Genomic DNA, 25,533 nt, shown 5'->3' with positions numbered 1-25,533 from the left:
GGAGCGGCCCTCCGTTCTCATGCGAGGTACGCCAGGCCCGGGTGGACCTCGGTGCAGCGCTCGACCAGCCTGCGGGCGACCGGACCGAGTCGACCAGCGGATGCAGCGCGAAGGCCTTCACGGCGGTCGCCCGGGAACCCGAATCGGCGGCGGCGAGGGGGAATCCGGAATCCGCCACCGCCCAGAATCGTCAGCTTCACGTCCGCACCTTTCTTCACGCCTGCGCTCTTCCAGCAGACCTCCACAGTGGGGGATGACAGCGTGACACCACCGCGGACCACTGGGCGGCCATCGAGTCAACGCCGGGGCTTCAGGGGGGCTTCACCCGGGAGTCCCGGCGCCACGGAATCGTGCGGCGGGTGAACGACGGAAGACCGGCCGGGCCCGTGGACGCCGAGCCGGATGACGGCGGTGCGGCCGCGCCCGGCCACCGCTGGGCGTACGGCGGTGACACCGGCGCGCGGGCGGACCCGGAGGGCGCGGCTCCGGTCGGCATCCGGTGCTACCGGCACGAGGGGATCGTGGTCGCCAACCGGCAGCGCCTCCGGGGCCTCGGGTGGCTGGCGGCCACCTGGGAACTGGCCCTGGCCGACGGCCGTCGGCTGAGCGCCCCCGCCGAGCTGCCGGAGCTGCGGCCGGGCGAGACCGCGGCCGTGCCCCTGCCGTGGAGGCTGCCGGCGGACGGCGGTCCGGCCTGGCTGACGCTGCGGGTGGTGGCGGCCGAGGACCGGCCGGGGGCGCCGCGCGGTACGGAGGTGTGTGCGCCGTGCGTCCCGCTGCGGGGGGCGGTGCGCGAGCCGTGGCGGGCGGTCACCACCAGCCACCTTCCGGCGACAGCCCGCTCCGACGACCTGCCGCCACCGTACTCGGGCCGTGGGCGGCGGCCCGCTCCGCGCACGGCTGCCCGCGGTCCCGCCACCGCGCCCTCGCACCTCGCCCTGGTCAGGTCCGCCACGGAGCCGACCCGGCACCTCCCCTGAGCCCCGCTTCCCCGTCACCTTCCTCTCCTCCCCGTCACCCTTACGGAGCACCCGTGTGCACATCGCATGACCCCGCCCAGGACGAGGCCGCGCAGGCCGGTGCCGGCCGTCGTGGCTTCCTGAGGGCCACCGCGCTGCTCGGCGCGGTCGCCTCGGCCGGTGTGGCGCTGCCCGCGACCGTCGAGGCGGCCCCGGCGTGGCGGCCCGACCCGGACAGCCGCCGCTTCACTCTCGCCGTGATGCCCGACACCCAGTACCTGTACGACGGGCCCAGCATCGACCGGCGGCCGGTCGAGGCGTCCCTGCGGTACCTGCTGGAAAACGGCCGGGACGAGAACATCGTCTTCCTGTCCCATCTCGGCGACCTCACACAGAACGGCGCCGAGGCCGAATGCGCCGCGATCGGGGAGGCGTTCGGCATCCTGGACCGGCGGGGCGTCGGCTACAGCGTGCTCGCCGGCAATCACGACGTGCGGTCCTCGACCGACGACCAGCGCGGCCCGACCCCGTACCTGGACACCTTCGGCCCCCGGCGCTTCCAGGGCAAGCCGACCTTCGGGGGCGCCTCTTCGGACGGCTACAACACCTACCACCTGTTCCAGGCGGCCGGGCGCGAGTGGATGGTGCTCGCGCTGGACTGGCGGCTGTCGGACCAGGGGTACGCCTGGGCGAAGGACGTCCTCGCCCGGCACCCGAGGACGCCGGTCGTCCTCACCACACACGAACTGGTCGTCGCGGACGACACGTTGTCGGCGTACGGGCAGCAGCTGTGGGACCGGCTGATCCACGACCACGACCAGATCTTCCTGACCCTGAACGGCCATTACTGGCCCGCGGGCCGGGCGGTCCGCGAGAACGCGGCCGGCCACGAGGTGCATCTGCACCTGACGAACTATCAGAACCGGTACTTCGGCGGTGCGGCGATGATCCGCCTCTACCGCTTCGACCTCGACCGGAACGTCATCGACGTGGAGACGGTCTCCCCGTGGATACTGGGCCGGGCCGCCCAGGGCCTCAACGAGCTGGAGCGGCAGGAGATCGAGCTGAGCGGCGACGCCGACCGCTTCTCCGTCGGCATCGACTTCACCGACCGGTTCTCCGGCTTCGACCCGGTGCCGGCCCGCCCGGCGCGGCCCGTGTCGAAGCTGCTGATACCGGGCACGGTCGCCTACTGGCGGTTCGACGGTCACGCCGAGGGCACGGCGGTGACCGGCACCGTCCGTGATCTGTCCGGGCGCGGCAACGACCTCACCGTGGTCTCCGTCGGCGGGGGCACGCTGACCTGGTCCTCCGATCACCACCCCGACCAGCCCGGCCACGGCAGCCTGGAGTTCACGGGCTTCAAGTCCCCGCTGCGGGGCGCCTACCTGCGCACGGTCGACGGTGCCCCGCTCAACTCGGCGACCTTCAGGAGCGGTTACACCATCGAGGCGTTCTACCGTCTGCCCGCCGACTGGGACGCCGGCCACCACGCCTGGTCCGGCCTGGTCAGCCGCACCGGCCGCAACGGCTCCGTCGGCCCGGTCACCGACGACCCGGACGAGCCGCTGGCCACGCTGTCGATCTCCGACGGCCCGGGCCCGCAGTGGGCGGCCCATCCGCTCGGCCAGCGGCAACTGGCCACCAACTGGGGCGACGAGACCGCCCGGGAGAAGTGGTGGCACGTGGCCGTGGTCAACGACGGGCGGCACACGACGATGTACGTCCAGGGCTGCCCGGTGGTCCGCAACCCGCACGCCACCGCCGTCGGCATCGCCTCGGCCGGACTGCCCTGGCTGCTCGGCGGCTACGAGTACGCCGGGAAGATCGACCAGATCCTGCACGGGCGGCTCGGCGACGTCCGCATCGTGTCCCGGGCGCTGCCCGTCACCTCCTTCATGACCCACTGAACCCCGCGAGGATCACCAACGGCTGGAATCTGGGCGAACCGGACGGCGGGCGGGCGCGGTCTGAGTCGGTACGGGCGCCTTCACCCCGTGAACTGCCGTGCGGGGCAAGGACTTTCTTCGTTTCAACTCTTGACGGTCACGGGGGCGGGGAGCACATTGGCGGCACCGTGAGAGCGCTCTCAAGCACGCAGGCCCAAGCACGTTTGGGAGCGCTCTCACGGAACCCCCGCACACACCCGTACCCGAGAGGCTCCCCATGAGCGCATCCTCCGGCATCCCCAGACCCCGCCCACTGCGGCGCGCGTTCGTCGCCGCCGTCGCCACCCTCGGCCTGGCCGCGGCCCTCGCCACGGCCGCCACCGCACCCGCCGACGCCTCCGCCCCCACCCCGCCCTCGGGCTGGACGCAGGTCTTCGCGGACGACTTCAACGGCGCGGCCGGCTCCGGCGTCAACACGGCCGACTGGCAGTACGACACCGGGACGTCGTACCCCGGCGGGGCCGCCAACTGGGGCACCGGCGAGGTCGAGACGATGACGTCGAGCACCAGCAATGTCGCGCTCGACGGGAACGGCAACCTGCTCATCACCCCGCGCCGCGACGCCTCCGGCCACTGGACCTCCGGCCGGATCGAGACCACCCGCACCGACTTCCAGCCCCCGGCCGGCGGAAAGCTGCGCGTCCAGGCGCGGATCCAGATGCCGAACGTCACCGGCGCCGCCGCGAAGGGCTACTGGCCGGCGTTCTGGATGCTCGGCGCGCCGTTCCGCGGCAACTACTGGAACTGGCCCGGCGTCGGCGAGCTGGACATCATGGAGAACGTCCAGGGCCTGAACACCGACTGGGCCACGATGCACTGCGGCACCAACCCGGGCGGCCCCTGCAACGAGACCTCCGGCATCGGCAACTCCACCTCCTGCACCGGCACCACCTGCCAGGCCGGCTTCCACACCTACGCGATGGAGTGGGACCGCTCGACCAGCCCCGAGGAGATCCGCTTCTACCTCGACGGCGTCAACTTCCACACGGTGAGGGCGAACCAGGTCGACGCGACGACGTGGGCGAACGCCACGAACCACGGCTACTTCCTCATCCTCAACGTCGCGATGGGCGGCGGCTTCCCGGACGCGTTCGGCGGCGGCCCGGACAGCGGGACCGAGCCGGGCCACCCGATGGTCGTCGACTACGTACAGGTCCTCCAGTCCTCCGGCGGCGGCACCACTCCCCCGCCGACCGGCAACCGGGACGCCTACAGCCCCCTCCAGGCCGAGTCCTACGACAGCCAGTCCGGCGTCGTCCCGGAGACCACCACGGACACCGGCGGCGGGCAGGACATCGGATCCCTCGCGAACGGCGACTGGGCGCTGTACAAGGGCGTCAACTTCGGTTCCACGGCGGCGAAGCAGTTCTACGCGCGGGTCGCGAGCGGCGCGGCGAGCGGGGTCAGCGGTCTGGTCGAGGTGCGTCTGGACAGTCGTGGCAACGCGCCCGTCGGCAGTTTCGCCGTGGCGAACACGGGCGGCTGGCAGTCCTGGCGGACGGTCCCGGCCAACATCGGCGCGGTGTCCGGCACGCACGATGTCTACCTCACCTTCACCAGCGGCCAGCCGGCCGACTTCGTGAACGTGAACTGGTTCGACTTCGGTCACTGACCGGACAGGCCGGCGGCGCCGGGGAGTTGACCTTCACGTATACGTCAACCCCTAGCGTCGCCGGCATGACGACCACACCGAACGTTCCCCGTACCGGCCTTCAGGCCCGCCTCGCCTCCCGCCCCCAGGGGCTGCCCGCGCCCGGCGACATCGAGATCGCCGAGGTGGCCGTGCCCGATCCGGCGCCGGGCGAGGTCCTCGTCCGCAATCTGTTCCTCTCCCTCGACCCCGGCATGCTGCTGCTGATGGCGGAGGGGTCCCGACTGCCGCTCCCCCGCTACGAGATCGGTGCGCCGATGCACGGGGACGCGGTGGGCGAGGTCCTGGTCTCCGCGCATCCCTCCCTCTCCCCGGGCGACCTGGTGGTGCACCGGCTGGGCTGGCGGGAGTACGCGGTGGCCGACGCCGGGGCGTTCCGGCGCGTCGACCCGGACGCCTACCCGACCCCTTCCCTGCACCTGGGCTTCGGGCTCGTCGCCTATGTGGGCCTCATGGAGGCGGCCCGGCTGCGGCCCGGCGACACGGTGTTCGTGTCCAGCGCGGCCGGTGCGATCGGCGGCCTGGCCGGGCAGATGGCCCGGCTGATGGGAGCGCGGCGGGTGATCGGCAGCGCGGGCTCGGCGGCGAAGGTGGCGCATCTGACCGGGCGGCTCGGCTTCGACGTGGCCTTCGACCACCACGACGGGCCCGTCCTGGACCGGCTCCGCGAGGCCGCGCCCGACGGCGTCGACGTCTACTTCGACAACGTCGGCGGCGAGCAGTTGCGGGCCGCGATCGAGGTGATGAACGAGCACGGCCGGATCGCCCTGTGCGGAGCCCTGCACCGGCAGTCCACGGGCCGCCCCGACCCCGGGCCCGGCGACACCGTGAGCATCATCGCCAAGCGGCTGACCCTGCGCGGCTTCACGGTCCGCGAACACCTGGACAGGGCGGCCGAGTTCGGGGAGCGGTTCCGTGGCTGGCTGCGGGACGGCTCGATCGTGTACGACGAGACGGTCGTCGACGGACTGCGGGGTGCCCCGGCCGCGCTGACCGACCTGGTGCGCGGCCGGTACACCGGGAAGACCGTGGTCCGGCTCGGCGTTGAGAGCGGCTGTGATGCTGATCGGTGAACTCGCCTCGGCGACGGGCACGACCGCCCGGGCCCTGCGCTACTACGAGGAGCAGGGGCTGCTGGAGTCGGAGCGGTCCCCGGCCGGATACCGGGTGTACGGGCCGGAGGCGGTGACGCGGGTGCGCAATGTGCGTGACCTGCTGGCCTCCGGGTTCACCGTGGAGGACGTGAAGTCCTTCGTGCGCTACCTCGACAGCGACCTGCCGGAGGTGTTCGCGTACACGGAGTCCTGCGCGGGCAACTACGAGGTGGGCGCGCGCCGGGTGGCCGAACTCCAGCAGCGGATCGAGTCACTGACCCGGATGCGCGACACCCTCGTACGCCGGATGCCGTGGCTGGCCGACGAGGCGGTGCGCCAGGCCGGTGCACGGACCGGAACGGCCTAGCGCAGCTCCGCCCGGAACGCCACCGGCGTCTGGCCGGTGTGCAGGTGGAAGAACTTGGAGAAGTTCGCCGCGTCGGGGAAGCCCACGGCCACCCCGACGCGGCCGATCGGCAGGTCCGTGTGGGCGAGGAGGCGCTTGGCCTCCAGGATGACGCGTTTGTCGATGAAGCCCTTGGGTGTCTCGCCGGTGGCCGCGCGGACGGCGCGGACCAGGGTGCGGCGGGAGTAACCGAGGGCGTCGGCGTAGGCGCTGACGCTGTGGTTGGCGGGAAAGCCCTGCTCGACGGCGTCCCGGAAGCGGGTGAAGGTGCTGTCGGTGTGCTGCCGGGAGGTCTCGGCGGAACTCGCGGCGAGATGGGCGAGGCGCAGCAGGCACGCGGTCAGGCTGTGCCGCAGGACGGCCGTGTGCAGGCTGAGCGGGAGCGTCGCGGTGTCCTCGTACTCGCGGCGCAGCTGGTCGAGGGCCGCCTGGAGCGCGGCGAGCGGCGCGGGGCCGGGGTGCAGCAGCGGCGGCAGGTCGTAGCGGTACAGGCCGGCGGCCTCGACGGTGGCGCGCGGCAGGAAGCCCGGCTGCATGGTCAGGACGGTTCCGCGGTACACGGATTCGCGGGAGAACCGGTGGACCTGTCCGGGGCGGATCCACAGGAGGTCGCCGGCCGTGGCCTCGTACTCGGCGAAGTCGATCATGTGCCGTACCGGGCCGTCGGTGAAGAGCATGACGACGTGGAAGTCGATACGGTGGACGCGGTGCAGGGGGGCTTCGACGTGCCAGCGGTGGTCGGTGCCCATGGGGCCGATCTGCATGCCGACGCCGCCTACGGCCAGGTCGGCCGGGAAGGGGAACGTTCTGATCCCGTCACCCTCTACTTGGTGTCTTATGCCCGTCATGCCCGGCTCGTCCCATCTCTGTCGCGTGATCACTGTCCCAGATTCACCACAGGCTGACACACCCCGACCTTTCCTCGAAAAAGTCAGACTTTTAAGTTTGAACGCGTCCGGCCAGCCACCCCGCACTGAACGAGGACTTCTTGAAGATGACTACGCAGAGTTCCGAGAGCTTCGAGTGGACCGACCTCGACCGGCGTGCCGTGGACACCACCCGGCTTCTGGCGGCCGACGCGGTGCAGAAGGTGGGCAACGGACACCCCGGCACCGCGATGAGCCTGGCGCCTGCCGCGTACACGATCTTTCAAAGGGTGATGCGACACGACCCGGCCGACCCGGAGTGGACCGGCCGTGACCGGTTCGTCCTCTCCCCCGGCCACACCTCGCTGACCCTCTACACGCAGCTGTTCCTCGCCGGCTACGAGCTGGAGCTGGACGACCTCAAGGCCTTCCGGACGCACGGCTCGAAGACGCCGGGCCACCCCGAGTACGGGCACACCGCGGGCGTGGAGACCACCACCGGCCCGCTCGGCCAGGGCGTCGCCAACGCCGTCGGCATGGCGATGGCCGCCCGCTACGAGCGCGGCCTGTTCGACCCCGAGGCCCCCGAGGGCACCTCCCCCTTCGACCACACCGTCTGGGCCATCGTCTCCGACGGCGACCTGGAGGAGGGCGTCTCCGCCGAGGCCTCCTCGCTCGCCGGTCACCAGAAGCTCGGCAACCTGGTCTTCCTCTACGACGACAACCACATCTCCATCGAGGGCGACACCGCGACCGCCTTCTCCGAGGACGTGCTGAAGCGGTACGAGGCCTACGGCTGGCACACCCAGCGCGTCGAGCCCACCGCCGACGGTGACATCGACGTCCCCGCCCTCCACGCCGCGCTGATGGCCGCCCAGGCCGAGACCGAGCGGCCCTCGATCATCGCGATGCGCACGATCATCGCCTGGCCGGCCCCGAACGCGCGGAACACCGAGGCCTCGCACGGCTCCGCGCTCGGCGAGGAGGAGATCGCCGCCACCAAGCGCCTCCTCGGCTTCGACCCGGAGCAGACCTTCGAGGTGGCCGACGAGGTCCTGAAGCACACCCGGCGGGCCCTGGACCGGGGTGCCGAGGCGCACGCGGCCTGGGACAAGCGGATCGCCGAATGGCGTGCCGCCAACCCCCAGCGGGCCGAGCTGTTCGACCGCGTCAGCAAGGGCGAGCTGCCCCAGGGCTGGGAGGAGAGCATCCCGGTCTTCGAGGAGGGCAGGTCGGTCGCCACCCGCGCCGCCTCGGGCAAGGTGCTCCAGGCGCTCGGCCCGGTCCTCCCCGAGCTGTGGGGCGGCTCCGCCGACCTGGCCGGCTCCAACAACACCACCATCGACAAGGACAGCTCCTTCCTGCCGAAGGGCAACCCGCTGCCCGAGGCCGACCCGTACGGCCGTACCGTGCACTTCGGCATCCGCGAGTTCTCCATGGCCGCGGAGATGAACGGCATCGCCCTGCACGGCAACACCCGGATCTACGGCGGCACCTTCCTCGTCTTCTCCGACTACATGCGCAACGCCGTCCGCATGTCGGCGCTGATGCAGCTGCCGGTGACCTACGTGTGGACGCACGACTCCATCGGCCTCGGCGAGGACGGCCCCACCCACCAGCCGGTCGAGCACCTGGCCTCGCTGCGCGCGATCCCCGGCCTGAACGTAGTCCGCCCGGCGGACGCCAACGAGACCGCGATCGTCTGGGCCGAGATCCTGAAGAGGCACGCCACGCACCCCGCCCCGCACGGGCTCGCGCTCACCCGCCAGGGCGTGCCGGTGTACGCGCCGAACGAGGACGCGGCCAAGGGCGGCTACGTGCTGCGCGAGTCCTCGACGGAGGTCCCGGAGGTGATCATCATCGCGACGGGCTCCGAGGTGCAGCTGGCCGTGGCCGCGCGGGAGCGGCTGGAGGCCGAGGGGATCGGCACGCGGGTGGTGTCCATGCCGTCCGTGGAGTGGTTCGAGGAGCAGCCGCGCGAGTACCGCGAGCGGGTGCTGCCGCCGGCCGTGAAGGCCCGGGTCGCCGTAGAGGCCGGCATCGGCCTGACCTGGTACCGGTTCACCGGTGACGCCGGACGCATCGTCTCGCTCGAACACTTCGGTGCCTCCGCCGACGCCAAGACCCTGTTCGCCGAGTTCGGCTTCACCCCCGAGAACGTCGCCGCGGCGGCCCGTGAGTCGCTCGCCGCGGCGCGCGCCTGACACCGACGCACACCAAGCACACCGACGCACAGAAGACGCAGAAAAAGAGAGATGAGCACAGTGACCGAAGCAATCCCGACCCCGGGAGCCCTCAAGCGCCTCGCCGACGAGGGCGTGTCGATCTGGCTGGACGACCTGTCCCGCAAGCGGATCACCTCGGGCAGCCTCGCCGAGCTGGTGGCGAGCGGAAGCGCCGTCGGTGTCACCACCAACCCGTCCATCTTCCAGGCCGCCATCGGCTCCGGTGAGGGCTACGAGGAGCAGCTGACGGACCTCGCCGTACGGGGTGTGACGGTCGACGAGGCCGTACGGATGATGACGACCGCCGACGTGCGGGACGCCGCCGACATCCTGCGTCCCGTGTACGACGCCTCGGGCGGCCGGGACGGCCGGGTCTCCATCGAGGTCGACCCCCGCCTCGCCCACGACACGAAGGCCACGGTCGCCGAGGCCAAGCAGCTGGCCTGGCTGGTCGACCGGCCCAACGTGATGATCAAGATACCGGCGACGAAGGCGGGCCTGCCGGCGATCACCGAGGTCATCGGCCTCGGCATCAGCGTCAACGTGACCCTGATCTTCTCCCTGGAGCGCTACCGCGAGGTCATGGCCGCCTACCTGGCCGGCCTGGAGCAGGCCCGCGAGCGGGGCGTCGACCTCGCCACCGTCCACTCGGTGGCGTCCTTCTTCGTCTCCCGCGTGGACAGCGAGATCGACAAGCGGCTGACCGCCCTCGGCACCGACGAGGCCCTCGCGCTCAAGGGCCGCGCGGCCCTCGCCAACGCCCGCCTCGCCTACGAGGCGTACGAGGAGGTCTTCGCGTCCGGTCGCTGGCTGGCGCTCGCCGGGGACAAGGCGAACAAGCAGCGCCCGCTGTGGGCGTCCACCGGTGTGAAGGACCCCGCGTACAAGGACACCCTGTACGTGGACGAGCTGGTCGCACCGGGCACCGTCAACACCATGCCGGAGGCCACGCTGAACGCGGTCGCCGACCATGGCGAGATCACCGGTGACACCGTGACCGGCGGCTATGCGCAGGCCCGCGCCGACCTGGCCGCCGTCGAGCGGCTCGGCATCTCCTACGACGAGGTCGTCCAGCAGCTGGAGGACGAGGGCGTCGCCAAGTTCGAGACGGCCTGGCAGGACCTGCTGGACGCCGTCGCCACGTCCCTGAAGAGCAAGGGAGTTGACGCCTGATGACCGAGAACGCCCCCGCCGCCCAGGCACCCGAGGAGGTGCGCGTGCCGGTCGCCCCGGCCACCGACTGGGCGAACCCGCTGCGGGACGCCCGCGACCGCCGGCTCCCCCGCATCGCCGGGCCGTCGGGCCTGGTCATCTTCGGGGTGACCGGTGACCTGTCCCGCAAGAAGCTGATGCCGGCCGTGTACGACCTGGCCAACCGCGGTCTGCTGCCGCCGGGCTTCTCCCTCGTCGGGTTCGCCCGCCGGGACTGGGCCGACCAGGACTTCGCCGAGGTCGTGCACGACGCCGTGAAGGAGCACGCCCGCACCCCGTTCCGCGAGGAGGTGTGGCAGCAGCTCGCCGAGGGCATGCGGTTCATCCCCGGCGACTTCGACGACGACACCGCCTTCAAGCAGCTGAAGGACGCCGTCGAGGAGCTGGACGGCTCCCGTGGCACCGGCGGCAACTTCGCCTTCTATCTCTCGGTGCCGCCGAAGTTCTTCCCGAAGGTCGTGCAGCAGCTGAAGAAGCACGGCCTGGCCAGCCCGCCGAAGGGCTCCTGGCGGCGCGCGGTCATCGAGAAGCCGTTCGGGCACGACCTGGACAGCGCGCGTGAGCTGAACGCGATCGTGCACGAGGTGTTCGAGCCGGACCAGGTGTTCCGCATCGACCACTACCTCGGCAAGGAGACCGTCCAGAACATCCTGGCGCTGCGCTTCGCCAACCAGATGTACGAGCCGATCTGGAACCGCTCCTACGTCGACCACGTGCAGATCACGATGGCCGAGGACATCGGCATCGGCGGCCGGGCCGGCTACTACGACGGCATCGGCGCCGCCCGGGACGTCATCCAGAACCACCTGCTCCAGCTGATGGCGCTGACCGCCATGGAGGAGCCGATCGCGTTCGACGCGGAGGCGCTGCTCACCGAGAAGCTGAAGGTGCTGAAGTCGGTGCGGCTGCCGGAGGACCTGGCCCGGCACACCGTGCGCGGCCAGTACGCGGCCGGCTGGCAGGGCGGCGAGAAGGTCGTCGGCTACCTCCAGGAGGACGGGATCGACCCCAAGTCGAAGACCGACACCTTCGCCGCGATCAAGCTGGGCATCGACAACCGCCGCTGGGCGGGCGTCCCCTTCTACCTGCGCACCGGCAAGCGGCTCGGCCGCCGGGTCACCGAGATCGCGGTCGTCTTCAAGCGGGCCCCGCACTCGCCGTTCGACTCCACCGCCACCGAGGAGCTGGGCCAGAACGCGATCGTCATCCGCGTCCAGCCGGACGAGGGCATGACCGTGCGGTTCGGCTCGAAGGTGCCGGGCACGTCGATGGAGATCCGGGACGTGTCGATGGACTTCGCCTACGGCGAGTCGTTCACCGAGTCGAGCCCGGAGGCGTACGAGCGGCTCATCCTGGACGTACTGCTCGGCGACGCCAATCTGTTCCCCCGTCACCAGGAAGTGGAAGAGTCCTGGAAGATCCTCGACCCGATCGAGGAGTACTGGGCGGCGCACGGCAGGCCGGCGCAGTACGCGTCGGGCAGCTGGGGACCGAGGGAAGCCGACGAGATGCTCGCACGAGACGGACGGAGCTGGCGCAGGCCATGAAGATCGACCTGACCGACACCACGGCAAGCAAGATCAACAAGGCGTTGGTGCAGGGCCGCCGCGCCATCGGCACGCCCGCCGTGGGCATGGTCCTGACGATGGTCATCGTCACGGACGAGGAGAACGCCTACGACTCGATCAAGGCGGCCGAGGAGGCCTCGCACGAGCACCCCTCGCGCACCCTGGTCGTCATCCGGCGGCAGGCCCGCACCCTGCGCGACCGCACCCACTCGCGGCTCGACGCCGAGGTCCGCGTCGGCTCCGAGGCCGGCACCGGCGAGACGGTCGTGCTGCGCACCTACGGCGAGGTGTCCGACCACGCCGACTCGGTCGTCCTGCCGCTGCTGCTGCCGGACGCGCCCGTCGTCGTGTGGTGGCCGGTGGACGCGCCCGAGGCGCCGTCCAAGGACCCGCTGGGCGCGCTCGCCCAGCGCCGGATCACCGACCTGTACGCCGTCGAGCGGCCGCTGGAGGTCCTGGACACCCGGGCCCGCACCTACGCCCCCGGTGACACCGACCTCGCCTGGACCCGGCTGACCCTGTGGCGGTCGATGCTGGCCGCCGCCCTGGACCAGGCCCGTGTGAAGGTGACCTCGGCGGCCGTCGAGGCCGAGGCCGACAACCCCAGCGCCGAGCTGCTCGCCCGCTGGCTCCAGGCCCGCCTGGGCGTCCCGGTGGACCGGGTGCACAGCGCCGGCCCGTTCGTGACGGCCGTACGCCTCGGCACCGCGAACGGCGAGATCGTCGTCGACCGCCCCGCGGGCCCGCTGGCCACGCTGACCCTGCCGGGCCAGCCGCCGCGCACCCTCGCCCTGAAGGTCCGCGCCACCTCCGAACTCATCGCCGAGGAACTGCGCCGCCTCGACGCCGACGAGATGTACGCCATCGCCCTCCAGGGCGAGGGCACCGAGGAGAACGCCTGAGATGGCCGAGTACCCGAAGCTCACCCACCGGCCCGAGTGGACGGCCCTCGCCGACCACCGCGCCCAGGGCCAGCCGCACCTGCGCGAGCTGTTCGCGGCGGACCCCGGCCGCGCCGAGCGGTACGTGGTGCGGGTCGGCGACCTGCACATCGACTACAGCAAGCAGCTGATCACCGACGAGACTCTGGCCCTGCTCCAGGAACTCGCCACCGCCACCGGCGTGTTCGCCCTGCGGGACGCCATGTTCCGCGGCGAGCGGATCAACCTCACCGAGCAGCGGGCCGTGCTGCACACCGCGCTGCGCGCCCCCCGGGACGCGGTCATCGAGGTCGACGGCGAGAACGTCGTGCCGAAGGTGCACGCCGTGCTCGACAAGATGGCCGGCTTCGCCGAGCGGGTCCGCTCCGGCGAGTGGACCGGTCACACCGGCAGGCCGATCCGCAACGTCGTCAACATCGGCATCGGCGGCTCCGACCTCGGCCCCGCGATGGCCTACGAGGCGCTGCGCCCGTACACCGCACGGGAGTTGACGTTCCGGTTCGTGTCGAACGTGGACGGCTCCGACCTGCACGAGGCGACCCGCGACCTGGACCCGGCCGAGACGCTGTTCATCGTGGCGTCCAAGACGTTCACCACGATCGAGACGATCACCAACGCGACCTCGGCCCGCTCGTGGCTGCTGAGGGCTTTCGACGGCGACGAGAAGGCCGTGGCCAAGCACTTCGTGGCGCTGTCCACGAACGCCGGGAAGGTCACCGAGTTCGGCATCGACCCGGACAACATGTTCGAGTTCTGGGACTGGGTCGGCGGCCGCTACTCGTACGACTCCGCGATCGGTCTGTCCCTGATGATCGCCATCGGCCCGGACCGCTTCCGCGAGATGCTGGACGGCTTCCGGATCGTCGACGACCACTTCCGCACCGCACCCGCCGAGGCCAACGCGCCGCTGCTGCTGGGCCTGCTGGGCATCTGGTACGACAACTTCTACGACGCCCAGACCCACGCGGTGCTGCCGTACTCGCACTACCTGTCGAAGTTCACCGCCTATCTCCAGCAGTTGGACATGGAGTCCAACGGCAAGTCGGTGCAGCGCGACGGCAACCCGGTGGAGTGGCAGACCGGCCCCGTCGTCTGGGGCACGCCCGGCACCAACGGCCAGCACGCCTACTACCAGTTGATCCACCAGGGCACCAAGCTGATCCCGGCGGACTTCATCGGCTTCGCCCGCCCCATCGGCGAGCTGAGCGAGGAACTGAAGGCCCAGCACGACCTGTTGATGGCCAACTTCTTCGCCCAGACCCAGGCGCTCGCCTTCGGCAAGACCGCCGAGGAGGTCCGCGCGGAGGGCGTGGCCGAGGAGCAGGTCGCGCACCGCACCTTCCGCGGCGACCACCCCACCACCACGATCCTCAGCCCCGAGCTGACCCCGTCGGTGCTCGGCCAGCTGATCGCCCTCTACGAGCACAAGGTGTTCGTGCAGGGCGCGGTGTGGAACATCGACTCCTTCGACCAGTGGGGCGTGGAGCTGGGCAAGGTCCTCGCCAAGCGCGTCGAGCCGGCCCTCACCGAAGGCGCGGACGTGCCCGGTCTGGACCCGTCCACCACGGCCCTCGTCGCCGCCTACCGCACTCTCAAGAACGCATCGGAGAACTGATCATGCAGCTCGGTCTCATCGGTCTCGGCAAGATGGGCGGCAACATGCGCGAGCGGATCCGCCGCGCCGGCCACACCGTCATCGGCTACGACCGCAACCCGGAGGTCTCCGACGTCAAGAGCCTCGCCGAACTGGTCGAGAAGCTCGACGCGCCCCGCCACGTGTGGGTGATGGTCCCGGCCGGCACGGCCACCCAGATGGTCGTCGACGAACTCGGCGACCTGCTGGAGCCCGGCGACACGGTGATCGACGGCGGCAACTCCCGCTGGACGGACGACGAGAAGCACGCCGCCGCCCTCGGCATCAAGGGCATCGGCTTCGTGGACGCCGGCGTCTCCGGCGGTGTCTGGGGCTTGCAGAACGGCTACGCGCTCATGGTCGGCGGCGAGAAGGAGAACGTGGACCGGCTGCGGCCGATCTTCGAGGCGCTCAAGCCGGAGGGCCCGTACGGCTACGTCCACGCGGGCCGGGTCGGCGCCGGGCACTTCTCCAAGATGGTCCACAACGGCATCGAGTACGCCATGATGCAGGCCTACGCCGAGGGCTGGGAGCTGCTGGAGAAGGTGCACTCGGTGGACAACGTCCGCGAGGTGTTCCGCTCCTGGCAGGAGGGTACGGTCATCCGCTCCTGGCTGCTGGACCTCGCGGTGAACGCCCTGGACGAGGACGAGCACCTGCACAAGCTGCGCGGCTACGCGGAGGACTCCGGCGAGGGCCGCTGGACCGTGGAGGCGGCCATCGACAACGCCGTACCGCTCCCCGCGATCACGGCGTCCCTGTTCGCCCGGTTCGCCTCCCGGCAGGACGACTCCCCGCAGATGAAGATGGTCGCCGCGCTGCGCAACCAGTTCGGCGGCCACGCGGTCGAGAAGAAGGACTGACCGGCCGTGGGGGACCTCCTGCTGGTCCGCCACGGTGAGACGGAGTGGAGCCTGTCGGGACAGCACACCAGCTGGACCGACCTGCCCCTCACCCAGCACGGCGAGGAACAGGCCAAGTCCCTCGCCCCGCTCCTCACCGGCCGGACCTACGCCCGCGCGCTCGCCAGCCCGCTGAGCCGCGCCCTGCGCACCGCCGAACTGGCGGGCATACCCGGGGTCGTGCCCGACCCCGACCTGCACGAGTGGGACTACGGCGGCTACGAGGGCATCACCACCGTCGAGATCCACCGCGCCCGGCCCGACTGGGACCTGTGGACCGACGGCGTGCCGCCCGGCCCCGAGGGACACCCGGGCGAGTCGCCGGCGGAGATCGGCGCCCGCGCCGACCGGGTCCTGGCCCGCCTGGCCCCGGCCCTGGCCGAGGGGGACGTGATCCTCGTCGCCCACGCCCACTTCCTGCGCGTCCTCACCGCCCGCCGCCTGGGCCTGCCGCCCGCCGAGGGCCGGCTGTTCCAGCTGGCCACGGGCACGGTCAGCCGTCTGTCGACGGAACACGACCGCCCGGTGATCGCGGAGTGGAACGTCCGGCCGTAGCCGGCACCGCACAGCCGTGTGCCCCCGGTCCGCCGACAGCGGCGAACCGGGGGCGTTCGCGTTCAAGACCCCGGCGGCCGGGGCGGATTGACAGGCGCCTCCCCCTCGGGTGAGAGTCCCGCTGGTGGAGATCGACGATCTGACGGCGGCCGAGGAACGGGTGTGGCGGGCGTTCCCGCGCGGAGAGGCCGTGGACTTCCGGGCGTCACCCGACGAGGACCCCGCCGACGGGGCAAGCTGGGGCGCCGAACGGACCGTGCGGGCCCAGGTGTTGCGGGCGCTGCTCCTCGACGGGCCGCGGCAGGACGGGGAGATAGCCGCGCTCGGTCTCGCGGGCGCCCGGATCACGGGCCGGCTGGATCTCCAGTACGCGACGATCGACCACCCGGTGCGGCTGCGGCACTGCCACTTCGACGAGGCGCCGCGGTGCCACGCCGCCCGGCTGCGCGAACTCAACCTCAGCGAGTCCGTCCTGCCCGGACTGGTCGCCCACGCCGTGCACGTCGACGGGATCGTGCGGCTGACCCGGGCCCGGTGCACGGGGATCGTGCGGCTGGGCGGCGCCCGGATCACCGGCAGCCTGTACCTGGAGGGCGCCGAGGTGGCCGCGCCGGACGCCGGGGAACCGGTGCTCCAGCTCAACCAGGCCGCGGTCGGCGCCGACCTGTGGGCGCCGGGGCTGCGCACCCACGGGCAGACACGGCTGAGCGGCGCGACCGTCGCCGGGTCGGTCAACCTCACCGAGGCGCGGCTGAGCAACCCCGGGCACGCGGCGCTCGAGGCGGAGACCTTCGCCGTCGAGGGCGACATGCTGGTCCGGTACGCGCAGGTGCGCGGCTCGCTGGGTCTGCGCGGCGCCCGCATCGCCGGGCGGCTCGACCTGTCGTACACCGTCCTCGCGCATCCCGGGAGTTCGGCGCTGCGGGCCAGCAGCACGACCATCGGCGAGCTGTGGCTGCGCAAGGGGCCGCCCATGGAAGGCGTCCTGAACCTGCGCCGCGCGCAGATCGACGTCCTGTTCCTGGAGCCGGAGTCGGCGCCCGGCGAAGTGCTCCTCAACCACCTGTCGTACACCTCCCTGGTCCCGCACGAACCCGCCGAGCGCCGCCTGCCCATGCTGGAGCGGGACCGCGACGGCTACATCCCGCACGGCTACGAGCAGTTGACCGCCGCCTACCGGCGCGTCGGCGACGACCACGCGGCCCGGCTGGTACAGCTCGCCAAACAGCGCCGGCACCGCCGCACCCTCCCCTGGTACGGCCGGCTGTGGGGCCTGGTCCAGGACGTCACCGTCGGCTACGGCTTCCGGCCGCTGCGCGCCGCCGGCTGGCTGCTGTCGCTGCTCGCGCTCGGCTCCGTCGCCTTCGCGCTGCACCACCCACAGCCGCTGAAGGCGGGCGAGGCACCGCCGTTCCACCCGGTGTTCTACACGCTCGACCTGCTGCTGCCGGTGATCTCGTTCGGGCAGGACTCCGCGTTCGCGCCACGCGACGGCTATCAGGTGCTCGCCTACGTCCTCGTCCTCACCGGCTGGATTCTGGCGACGACGGTGATCGCCGGCGTCACCCGCACGGTCAGCCGCCAGTGAAGCCGCGCGCCGCGTGCTGGGCCGCCAGCCGCACCGGCGCGTTCACGGCGCCGTACCCCTGGTAGCCCGGGTCACGCTGGACCAGCTCGAAGAAGACCCGGCCGACGGTCTCGGTGTAGCAGTGCCGGAAGACGCCGCCCGCCTCGCGGTCGTAGAGGATGCCGAGGTCGCGGTACGTCTCCAGCTCCCCGTCGGCGAACTCGTACCGGGCGGCGAGGTCGTCGTGGTAGTTGGCCGGTACCGGCAGGAGCCGTCCGCCCGCCGCGCGGAAGGCGCGCGCGGCGGCCACCACGTCGTCCACGGCGAGCGCGATGTGCGCCGCGTGCACGGTGTCGTCGCCGGGTGCCGCCCCGACCGCGAGGGCGATCCGGACGCTGCCGTCGGCGTTGGTGACGGCGCGGCTGCGCAGGAGCCCGTAGGGGTCGGCGAGGTCGACGCTCTCCTGGGCGTGCAGGCCGAGGACGCTGCGGTGGAAGAGCGTCGCCTCGTCGAAGTGGTGCCAGGGCTGGGCGAGCGCGAGATGGTCGATGCGGGCGGCCGGCCCGGGGAGGTCCGTGAGGTTCTCGAAGTCGGCGCGCCAGTCGGGGAGTTCGGGGTGACCGGTGGCGCAGAAGAAGAGTTCCGTGCCGTCGGGCGCGGCCACCGCGTCGAGCGGGACGTCCTCGGGGGCGCGGCGCCGGGGCAGCACCGGGGCCAGCAGGGCCTCCGCGCGGCGGGCCGCGCCGGCCGGGTCCGGGGACTCCAGGCCGATCGCGGCGAGCCGGGTGCCGGCGCGGCGCGCGGCCGGGCCGGTGTTGACCAGGACGCGGGCCGCGCCGCGCTGCCACAGGTCGACGGGTTTGCCGCGGTGCCGGGCGGCCCGGGTGAAGCCGAGGGCGCCGAGGAGGGCGGTGACGGGTTCGGCGTCCGGGGTGAGGAGTTCGGCGAAGGCGACACCGGTCGGGACGACGGGTGCGGGCAACTCGGCCACGCCGACCGTCTCCTGGAGGAGCAGCAGGGAGCGGTGGGCGTCGACGGCGGTGGGGCCGGCGTCGGCCTGCCGGAAGACGTCGTTGAAGACCTCCAGGGAGAGCGGGCCGGAGTAGCCGGTGCGCAGGACGTGGGTGAGGAGGCCCGCGAGGTCGAAGCCGCCCTGGCCGGGGAAGCAGCGGTAGTGGCGGCTCCACTGGAGGACGTCCATGGCGAGCAGCGGGGCGTCCGCCAGCTGGAGAAAGAAGATCTTCTCGCCGGGGATGTCCTCGATGCCCTTGGGGTCGCTGCCCCGGGACAGGATGTGGAAGCTGTCCAGGCAGGTGCCGAGGGCCGGGTGCCCGGCGGCCTCGACGATGCGCCAGGCGTGGTCGTACGTACTGACGTGCCGCCCCCAGGCGAGCGCCTCGTACGCCACCCGGATGCCGGACTCGCTTGCCAGGTCGGCGAGTCGGCTCAGCTGCTCGGCGGCGAGGGCGTCGTCGTCCAGGGCGTCCGGCGAGACGCTGGAGCAGACGAGCACGGTGTCGGCGCCGAGCCGCCGCATCAGCTCGAACTTGTGCCGGGCGCGCCGGAGGTTGCGCGCGAAGACCTCGTCGGGCACGGCCTCGATGTCCCGCATCGGCTGATAGAGATCGACGGCCAGACCGAGGTCGGCACAGCGGGCGCGGATCTCCTCGGGCGTGAGGGGGCTGGCGAGGAGATCGTTCTCGAAGATCTCCACCCCGTCGAACCCGGCACGGGAGGCGGCGGTGAGCTTCTCGGTGAGGGGTCCGCTGAGGGAGACGGTGGCGATGGAGGTGTGCATGGGGGCTCCTTGAAAACGAGGGTGCCGATGCGCCCGTCATGGGGCTCGGGGCTGTGTTCGCTGTGTGGCTCCGCCGCGTGGGCGCGACCAGCCGCGAACGGCCCGCAGCCGTCAACCGGCGGTACTCCGCGAGCGCTCCACCCCGCCCAGCTCCTCGATGTCGGCCAGCATCCGCGTACTGTCCGGCTCCCGCCCGGTGAACAGCCGAAACGCGTCCGCGGCCTGGAAAACGGCCATCCCGCCCCCGCCCAGCACGGCGCAGCCGACCGCCCGGGCGGCCCGTACCAACTCCGTCTCCAGCGGCCGGTACACCACTTCGGCGACCCACAGCCCGGGCCTCAGCAGCTCCGCCGGCATCGGCAGACCGGGATGGGCGGCCATACCCGTGGGCGTGGCGTGGACCAACCCGCCGGTACCGTCGGCCTCGGCCAGCAACGCCCCCAGCCGGTCCACCGTCGCCGCCACCGCCCGGCCAGGGCCGAAGTGCCGCTGGAGGGACCCCACCAGGGCGGCGGCCCGGTCGGGCAGGGCGTCCACGACGGTGACCCGGCCGGCGCCGAGGGTGAGGACGGCGTGCGCGACGGCCGCGCCGGCGCCGCCCGCGCCGAGCTGGACGACCCGTTCCATGGGGGCGTCCGGGAGGCCGCGGGCGAAGGAGGCGGCGAAGCCGGTGACGTCGGTGTTGTGGCCGACGGCCCGGCCGCCGTCGAAGACGACGGTGTTGACCGCGCCGAGCGCCTCGGCCCGCGGGTCGAGCGCGTCCAGGTGCGGCAGGACGAGCTGCTTGCACGGGTGGGTGATGTTGAGCCCGTCGAAGCCGAGGTCGCGGGCGGCGCGGACCAGGTCGCCGACCGCCTCCGGCGGCACGCCGAGGACGTCGGTGTCCAGCAGCCGGTACAGATAGCGCAGGCCCTGGCGGTCCGCCTCCCGGTGGTGCAGGGCCGGGCTGAGCGAGGGGCCGATCCCGGCCCCGATCAGCCCGACGAGATACGAGTCCTTGGCCACGCGGGACCTCCCGAGGCGGAGCTAATGTACGAACCAGTACGTTAGCTATATCAGCCGCGCGGATCATCGGGAAGACCCCCGCCGCGCGCCGGAGCCCTGCTTCTACAATCACCGGCACGCGAACGAGCGCGCCGCCCCGGCGCCTCACGGCCCGAAGGACAGCGATGACCAGCGTCGACGAACCGGTACGACCCGGCGGGCGGGTGCGCGACGCCGCCCGCACCAAGGCCGAGATCCTCGACGTGGCCACGCAGGAGTTCGCCCGGGCCGGGTACGACGGCGCCCGCGTGGACGAGATCGCGGCCCGCACCCGCACCACGAAGCGGATGATCTACTACTACTTCGGCGGCAAGGAACAGCTGTTCACGGCCGTGCTGGAGCGGGCCTACGGGGTGATCCGGGACGCCGAGCAAGAGCTGGACGTCGAACACCTGGACCCGGTGGCCGCGATCCGGCGGCTGGCCGAGCTGACCTTCGACCACCACGAGCGGCACCCGGACTTCATCCGGCTGGTCAGCATCGAGAACATCCACGGCGCCGAGCACATCGCGGCCTCCGAGAAGCTGGGCCGGATCGGCTCCCCGGCGCTGGACGTGATCCGCCGCATCCTCGCCGCGGGGCAGGAGTCCGGGCTGTTCACGGCCGACGTGGACGCGGTCGACCTGCACGCGATGATCAGCTCGTTCTGCTTCTTCCGGGTCGCCAACCGGCACACGTTCGGCGCCCTGTTCGGCCGGGACCTGGTGGACCCGGCACAGCGGGAGCACTACCGGACCATGCTCGGGGACATGGTGATCGCCTATCTGACGGCGGAGCGGGCGGCCGGCTGACGGCTTCGCGCACGGGCTCTTGACACCGGGGAAACGCGGGCGCAACATCCCACCCACCCCTACTAACTACCCAGTGGGTTAATTAGCAGCCGCGATCCGGCCCTCGCCCCGCCGCTCACTCCCCCTCTCCTCCGCAGGGTGGAGTTCTCCCCGAAGGAGCACCGCCGTGTCCGTCCCCGCCCCCGCTCCCGCCCCGGACCCCGACGCCCCGCCCGGTCAGCCGTGGAAGGCGGCCACCGCCGCCTGGATCGGCAGCGCTCTGGAGTACTACGACTTCTTCCTCTACGGCAGCGCCGCCGCCCTGATCTTCCCGAAGGTGTTCTTCGACGCCTCCGACCCGGCGACGGCGACCCTGCTCTCGCTCGCCACCTTCGGGGTCGCCTACGCGGCCCGGCCGCTCGGCGCGCTGGTCCTCGGGCACGTCGGCGACCGGCTCGGCCGCAAGAAGATCATGGTGTTCACGCTGATGCTGATGGGCCTGTCGACGTTCCTGATCGGCTGTCTGCCCACCCGCGCGCAGGTCGGCACCCTGGCGCCCGTCCTGCTGGTGCTGTGCCGCGTCCTCCAGGGCGTCTCGGCGGCCGGCGAACAGGCGAGCGCCGGCTCGATGAGCCTGGAGCACGCGCCGCCGGACCGGCGCGGCTTCTTCACCAGCTTCACGCTCAGCGGCACCCAGGGCGGCCAGCTCATCGCCACCCTCGTCTTCATCCCGGTCGCCCAGCTGCCCGAGGACCAGTTGCTGTCGTGGGGCTGGCGGGTGCCGTTCTGGCTGAGCGTGGCCGTCGCCGTCGTCGGCTGGGTCATCCGGCGCCGGCTGCACGAGACCCCGGCCTTCGCCCGGCAGGCGGCGGACGGGGGCGTGGCCCGGCTGCCGCTCGCGGTGCTGCTGCGCGAGCACTGGGCGGACGTGCTGCGGGTGATCGCGGGCGCGCTGATCGCGTCGGTGAGCACGGTGTTCACGGTGTGGGCGCTGGCGTACGCCACGAGCGACGCGGTCGGCATGTCCCGTACCGCGATGCTGTGGGTGGGCGCGCTGGCCAACCTGGTGGCGCTCGGCGCGATCCCGCTGTGGGCGACCCTGTCGGACCGGATCGGGCGCCGGCCGGTGTACCTGATCGGCGCGGTCGGCAGCGCGGTGGCGATGACCGGCTACCTGTGGGCGATCTCCACCGGCTCCTATCCGCTGACGCTGCTGCTCGGCGTCGTCGCCTTCGGCATCGTCTACAGCGCGGCGAACGGCGTGTGGCCCGCCTTCTACGGCGAGATGTTCGCGACCCGGGTCCGGCTGTCCGGCCTGGCGATCGGCACGCAGACCGGTTTCGCGGTGGCCGGGTTCGCGGTCACCTTCGCCGCCGAGATCGCCGGTCCGGGCGGCGACGACTGGGCGGCGGTGGCCCTGTTCACGGCGGCGCTGTGCGTCCCGCCGACGCTCGCCGCGCTCACCGCCCGCGAGACGCACCGGGTCCCGACGGAACTGCTCGGCGAACGGCCCACGCGGAAGGCATCCCGCCGGGAGCGGGTGCCGGCCTGACACGGGGTGGGTGCCGGTCTGACACGGGGTGGCTGCCGTCCGACACGGGGTGGGTGCCGGTCTGACACGGGTGGCTGCCGTCCGACACGGCGTGGCTGCCGTCCGACACGGCGTGGCTGCCGTCCGACACGGGGTGGCTGCCGGCCGACACGGGGTGGCTGCCGGCCGACACGGGGTGGCTGCCGTCCGACACGGGGTGGCTGCCGGCCGACACGGGGTGGCTGCCGGCCTGGCACCGGAAGGCAGCGGCCTGACACCCGAGGATGCCGGCCTGACACCGGAAGGCAGCGGCCTGACACCGGAGGGTGCCGCCTGACCGCGCCGCTGGGCGCCCCGCTCGGCCGCGACGCCCGGCGGCGGTACCGGTCCACGGCAACCGGGCAGCGGCGCCGGTCCACCGACACCCCACAGCGACCCCGACCCCGACAGCCGACGGTGCCGCCCGGCCACGGCACCCGGCCGACCGCACCCGCGCGCCTGGGTCGGCCGCTCGTCAGTGGCTCCGTCCGGGCCGACGCCACCCGGCCCCGCGCGGAGTACTCCCGTACCTGCGCGCGGACCAGGTCTGCGACCGCCCGCCGCCGGGCCTCCTCGGCCTCACCGAGCACGGCGATCGCTCGGCCATCGTGTACGGCGCCAGGCCGGCTGACCAGGGACCTACGGCCGCACGCCGGGGTGGCCAGAGGCCCATCGGTCGCAGACCGGGGTGATCAGGGGCCTGTGGCGGCGTCGAGCAGGGGGCCGAGTTCTCGGACGACGGTCGTGAGGGGCCGTATGTCCCGCTCCGCGCGTGCCATCAGGATCGCCCCCTCCAGGGAGCTGATCATCAGGGTGGCCAGGGACTCGGCCCGGGACGCGGGGACGCCCATGTCTGTCAGCGCCTCGGCGACCGGGCCCCGCCAGGTCGCGAACGCGGTGGCCGCCGCCTCCCGGGTCGAGTCGCCGGAGGTGGCGCAGTCGACCGTGGCGGCGGCGACCGGGCATCCCGCCGCGAAGCCGTCCGCCGCGTACTCGTCGGTCCACTGCTGGGCCATCGCCGCGAACAGGCCGCTCGGCGTGGGCCGGTCAAGTCCCGCGAGGAAGCGGGCGACACGCTTGCCCGCGTACCGGCCGGCCCATGCGACCGCCTCGTTGACCAGCTGTTCCTTGCCGTCCGGGAAGTAGTGCTGGAGGGAGCCGCGCGGTGCCTCCGCGTGCGCGGCGACCTCGCGCATGCCGGTCGCGGTGACCCCGTGCCGCCGGATGAGCTGGGCCGCGCTGAACACCATCCGCTCCCGCGGTCCGCGCCGCGCCTGCGTCATCGTCGACCTCCGTTCCTTCGCCGCCACTCTATGACCGCCGTCATAGCGGCGGCTACTATGACCGGTGTCATAGTCCACCCGTGGCGCGGAGGCGGCCTGCCATGCACGTCGGATTCATCGGTCTCGGAGTGATGGGACGGCCCATGGCCCTGCGCCTGGCGGCGGCCGGCACCCCCCTGGTGGTCTGGAACCGGACCCCGGAGCGCGCGGAGCCGCTCCGCGCCGCCGGCGCCGAGGTCGCAGCGGACGCCTGCGAGGTGTTCGCGCGGGCGGAGGTGGTGCTGCTGATGCTCGCCGACGAGGTGGCGATCGACGCGGTCCTCGGCCGGGGCACCCCCGGACTGGCCGCGCGGGTCGCGGGCCGGACCGTCGTCCACATGGGCACGACCTCACCGGAGTACTCCCACGCCCTGGAGACCGAGATCCGCGCCGCCGGCGGCCGGTACGTCGAGGCGCCCGTCTCCGGCTCCCGGGTACCGGCGGAGCAGGGGAAGTTGGTGGCCATGCTGGCCGGGGAGGAGGCCGCCGTGGCCGCCGTACGGCCGCTGCTCGCGCCGATGTGCCGGGAGGCGTTCGTGTGCGGTGCGGTGCCGGGCGCACTGTTGATGAAGCTGGCGGTGAACATCTTCCTGATCACCCAGGTGACCGGGCTGACCGAGGCGTTCCACTTCGCCGAGCGGCAGGGCCTGGACCGCCGGCTGTTCCTGGACGTCCTGGACGCGGGCCCGATGGCCAGCGCGGTGTCCCGGATGAAGGCGCCAAAGCTGCGCGAGCGTGACTTCGCGGTGCAGGCGGCGGCGCTGGACGTACTCAAGAACAACCGGCTGATCGCCGAGGCGGCCCGCAAGGCCCACCTCGCCTCCCCGCTCCTCGACGTCTGTCACACCCTGTTCGAGGAGACGGTGGCACGGGGGTACGGCGGCGAGGACATGGTCGCCGTCCTGCGGGCGATCGAGGCACGGACCGCGGAGGCGCCGTGAGCGGGCGGCCGGGCGCGCGTCGGTTTTTCGAGACGCCGGCGACCCGCCGGTGGTCGGCTCTTCCAGGCGCCGTGAACGGGCGGCCGGCCGGGGGTCAGCTCTTCGGGACGCCGTACGCCCGCTCGACGTGCAGCCGCACCACCAGGCGGCGGTCGCGGACCATCGCGGCCCGGTAGTCGTCCCAGTCCGGGTGCTCACCGAGGACGTCCCGGTAGAGCCTGATCAGCTCCTCGACGGTCTCGTCGTGCGGGTCGGCGGCGACCGGGGTCAGCTCGGCGGTGCCCTCGGCGACGGTGTACGCCCAGCGGTCGTCGCTGGTGACGTGGTACGAGGCACGCGGGTCCCGGCGGAGGTTGCGGGTCTTGGCGCGGTCGTCGGTGACCGAGATCCGGATGATCCGCTCGTCGGGGTAGTAGGCGTGGCTGACGTTGGACAGCTGGGGGCGGCCGTCGCGCCTGAGGGTGACCAGTACGCCGGCGTGTCCCGCGGAGAGGAGGCCGAGCAGCGCGTCCTGCGTGGAGTCCTGAGTCATATCGGGGTCAACTCGTGGAGGCGTGCCG

The 25,533-nt window shown here is 72.4% G+C and carries 20 protein-coding genes and 2 pseudogenes; 16 read left to right on the top strand and 6 right to left on the bottom strand.

The genetic code is table 11. From position 1 onward, the window contains the following. Positions 1-17 precede the first annotated feature (17 nt). Positions 18-157 (bottom strand): annotated as a pseudogene (locus tag ACZ4WH_RS11725) (6-phospho-beta-glucosidase); the annotation flags it as partial. Positions 158-266: 109 nt separating this feature from the next. Between ACZ4WH_RS11725 and ACZ4WH_RS11720 the strand changes: the two are divergent. The 5 genes and pseudogenes from ACZ4WH_RS11720 to ACZ4WH_RS11700 form a co-directional block, all read left to right on the top strand. Then, a pseudogene (locus ACZ4WH_RS11720) lies at positions 267-800 on the top strand (DUF4981 domain-containing protein); the annotation flags it as partial. A 233-nt stretch (positions 801-1,033) separates the two neighbouring features. After that, complete coding sequence (locus tag ACZ4WH_RS11715; RefSeq protein WP_468179180.1) at positions 1,034-2,869, top strand: LamG-like jellyroll fold domain-containing protein; 1,836 nt, start codon at positions 1,034-1,036, stop codon at positions 2,867-2,869. A gap of 256 nt (positions 2,870-3,125) precedes the next feature. Further along, the gene (locus ACZ4WH_RS11710) at positions 3,126-4,520 is read left to right on the top strand and encodes a glycoside hydrolase family 16 protein (protein ID WP_468179178.1); all 1,395 of its coding nucleotides are present in this window, start codon (positions 3,126-3,128) and stop codon (positions 4,518-4,520) included. A gap of 65 nt (positions 4,521-4,585) precedes the next feature. Continuing rightward, positions 4,586-5,632, top strand: a complete 1,047-nt coding sequence (locus ACZ4WH_RS11705; protein WP_468179176.1) for an NADP-dependent oxidoreductase — start codon at positions 4,586-4,588, stop codon at positions 5,630-5,632. Continuing rightward, entirely contained in the window at positions 5,619-6,020 is a 402-nt protein-coding gene (locus ACZ4WH_RS11700) for a MerR family transcriptional regulator (RefSeq protein ID WP_468179174.1), read from the top strand. Before ACZ4WH_RS11705 ends, ACZ4WH_RS11700 begins: the two co-directional genes overlap by 14 nt. On the opposite strand, the gene ACZ4WH_RS11695 is transcribed toward ACZ4WH_RS11700, so the two are convergent. After that, positions 6,017-6,907, bottom strand: a complete 891-nt coding sequence (locus ACZ4WH_RS11695) for a helix-turn-helix transcriptional regulator (protein WP_468179172.1) — start codon at positions 6,905-6,907, stop codon at positions 6,017-6,019. The two genes, ACZ4WH_RS11700 and ACZ4WH_RS11695, sit on opposite strands and share 4 nt — an antisense overlap. 146 nt (positions 6,908-7,053) lie before the next feature. Here ACZ4WH_RS11695 and tkt point away from each other — a divergent pair, with 146 nt between their 5' ends. The 8 genes from tkt (at position 7,054) to ACZ4WH_RS11655 (ending at position 17,549) form a co-directional block, all read left to right on the top strand. After that, positions 7,054-9,129, top strand: coding sequence for a transketolase (gene tkt, locus ACZ4WH_RS11690; RefSeq protein ID WP_468179170.1), 2,076 nt, complete (start codon positions 7,054-7,056; stop codon positions 9,127-9,129). A 51-nt stretch (positions 9,130-9,180) separates the two neighbouring features. Then, positions 9,181-10,323, top strand: coding sequence for a transaldolase (gene tal, locus ACZ4WH_RS11685; RefSeq protein WP_468179168.1), 1,143 nt, complete (start codon positions 9,181-9,183; stop codon positions 10,321-10,323). Beyond that, positions 10,323-11,909, top strand: coding sequence for a glucose-6-phosphate dehydrogenase (gene zwf, locus ACZ4WH_RS11680; protein ID WP_468179166.1), 1,587 nt, complete (start codon positions 10,323-10,325; stop codon positions 11,907-11,909). Before tal ends, zwf begins: the two co-directional genes overlap by 1 nt. Then, the gene (opcA, locus tag ACZ4WH_RS11675; protein ID WP_468179164.1) at positions 11,906-12,832 is read left to right on the top strand and encodes a glucose-6-phosphate dehydrogenase assembly protein OpcA; all 927 of its coding nucleotides are present in this window, start codon (positions 11,906-11,908) and stop codon (positions 12,830-12,832) included. The genes zwf and opcA overlap by 4 nt, the downstream gene beginning before the upstream one ends. Position 12,833: 1 nt before the next feature. Then, a complete protein-coding gene (gene pgi, locus ACZ4WH_RS11670) occupies positions 12,834-14,486 on the top strand; it encodes a glucose-6-phosphate isomerase (protein ID WP_468179162.1) in 1,653 nt (550 codons plus the stop codon). Between the two features lie 2 nt (positions 14,487-14,488). Then, positions 14,489-15,367, top strand: coding sequence for a phosphogluconate dehydrogenase (NAD(+)-dependent, decarboxylating) (gene gnd / locus ACZ4WH_RS11665; RefSeq protein WP_468179160.1), 879 nt, complete (start codon positions 14,489-14,491; stop codon positions 15,365-15,367). 6 nt (positions 15,368-15,373) lie between these two features. Beyond that, entirely contained in the window at positions 15,374-15,961 is a 588-nt protein-coding gene (locus tag ACZ4WH_RS11660; RefSeq protein WP_468179158.1) for a histidine phosphatase family protein, read from the top strand. A 124-nt stretch (positions 15,962-16,085) separates the two neighbouring features. After that, entirely contained in the window at positions 16,086-17,549 is a 1,464-nt protein-coding gene (locus tag ACZ4WH_RS11655) for a membrane-associated oxidoreductase (protein ID WP_468179156.1), read from the top strand. Here ACZ4WH_RS11655 and ACZ4WH_RS11650 read toward each other — a convergent pair. Beyond that, on the bottom strand, positions 17,536-19,326 hold the full coding sequence (locus ACZ4WH_RS11650; RefSeq protein ID WP_468179154.1) for a TIM barrel protein: 1,791 nt from the start codon (positions 19,324-19,326) through the stop codon (positions 17,536-17,538). The genes ACZ4WH_RS11655 and ACZ4WH_RS11650 overlap by 14 nt on opposite strands. A gap of 111 nt (positions 19,327-19,437) precedes the next feature. Further along, positions 19,438-20,331, bottom strand: a complete 894-nt coding sequence (locus ACZ4WH_RS11645) for a shikimate dehydrogenase (RefSeq protein ID WP_468179152.1) — start codon at positions 20,329-20,331, stop codon at positions 19,438-19,440. A 164-nt stretch (positions 20,332-20,495) separates the two neighbouring features. Here ACZ4WH_RS11645 and ACZ4WH_RS11640 point away from each other — a divergent pair, with 164 nt between their 5' ends. Continuing rightward, positions 20,496-21,161: a TetR/AcrR family transcriptional regulator gene (locus ACZ4WH_RS11640; RefSeq protein WP_468179150.1), complete on the top strand. Its 666-nt coding sequence runs from the start codon at positions 20,496-20,498 to the stop codon at positions 21,159-21,161. Positions 21,162-21,327: 166 nt separating this feature from the next. Continuing rightward, a complete protein-coding gene (locus tag ACZ4WH_RS11635; protein ID WP_468179148.1) occupies positions 21,328-22,692 on the top strand; it encodes an MFS transporter in 1,365 nt (454 codons plus the stop codon). A gap of 710 nt (positions 22,693-23,402) precedes the next feature. Here ACZ4WH_RS11635 and ACZ4WH_RS11630 read toward each other — a convergent pair. After that, complete coding sequence (locus tag ACZ4WH_RS11630; RefSeq protein ID WP_468179218.1) at positions 23,403-23,993, bottom strand: TetR/AcrR family transcriptional regulator; 591 nt, start codon at positions 23,991-23,993, stop codon at positions 23,403-23,405. An 80-nt stretch (positions 23,994-24,073) separates the two neighbouring features. Here ACZ4WH_RS11630 and ACZ4WH_RS11625 point away from each other — a divergent pair, with 80 nt between their 5' ends. Then, entirely contained in the window at positions 24,074-24,973 is a 900-nt protein-coding gene (locus ACZ4WH_RS11625) for an NAD(P)-dependent oxidoreductase (RefSeq protein ID WP_468179146.1), read from the top strand. 94 nt (positions 24,974-25,067) lie between these two features. On the opposite strand, the gene ACZ4WH_RS11620 is transcribed toward ACZ4WH_RS11625, so the two are convergent. Next, positions 25,068-25,505 carry a PPOX class F420-dependent oxidoreductase gene (locus ACZ4WH_RS11620; protein ID WP_468179144.1) on the bottom strand — a complete coding sequence of 146 codons (438 nt, stop codon included), beginning with the start codon at positions 25,503-25,505 and terminating at the stop codon, positions 25,068-25,070. Between the last annotated feature and the right edge of the window lie 28 nt (positions 25,506-25,533).

The organism is Streptomyces sp. NPDC029138 (assembly GCF_055564375.1).
Note: the sequence above shows the minus strand (reverse complement) of the source record. Positions and strands in the feature narration are given on the sequence as shown.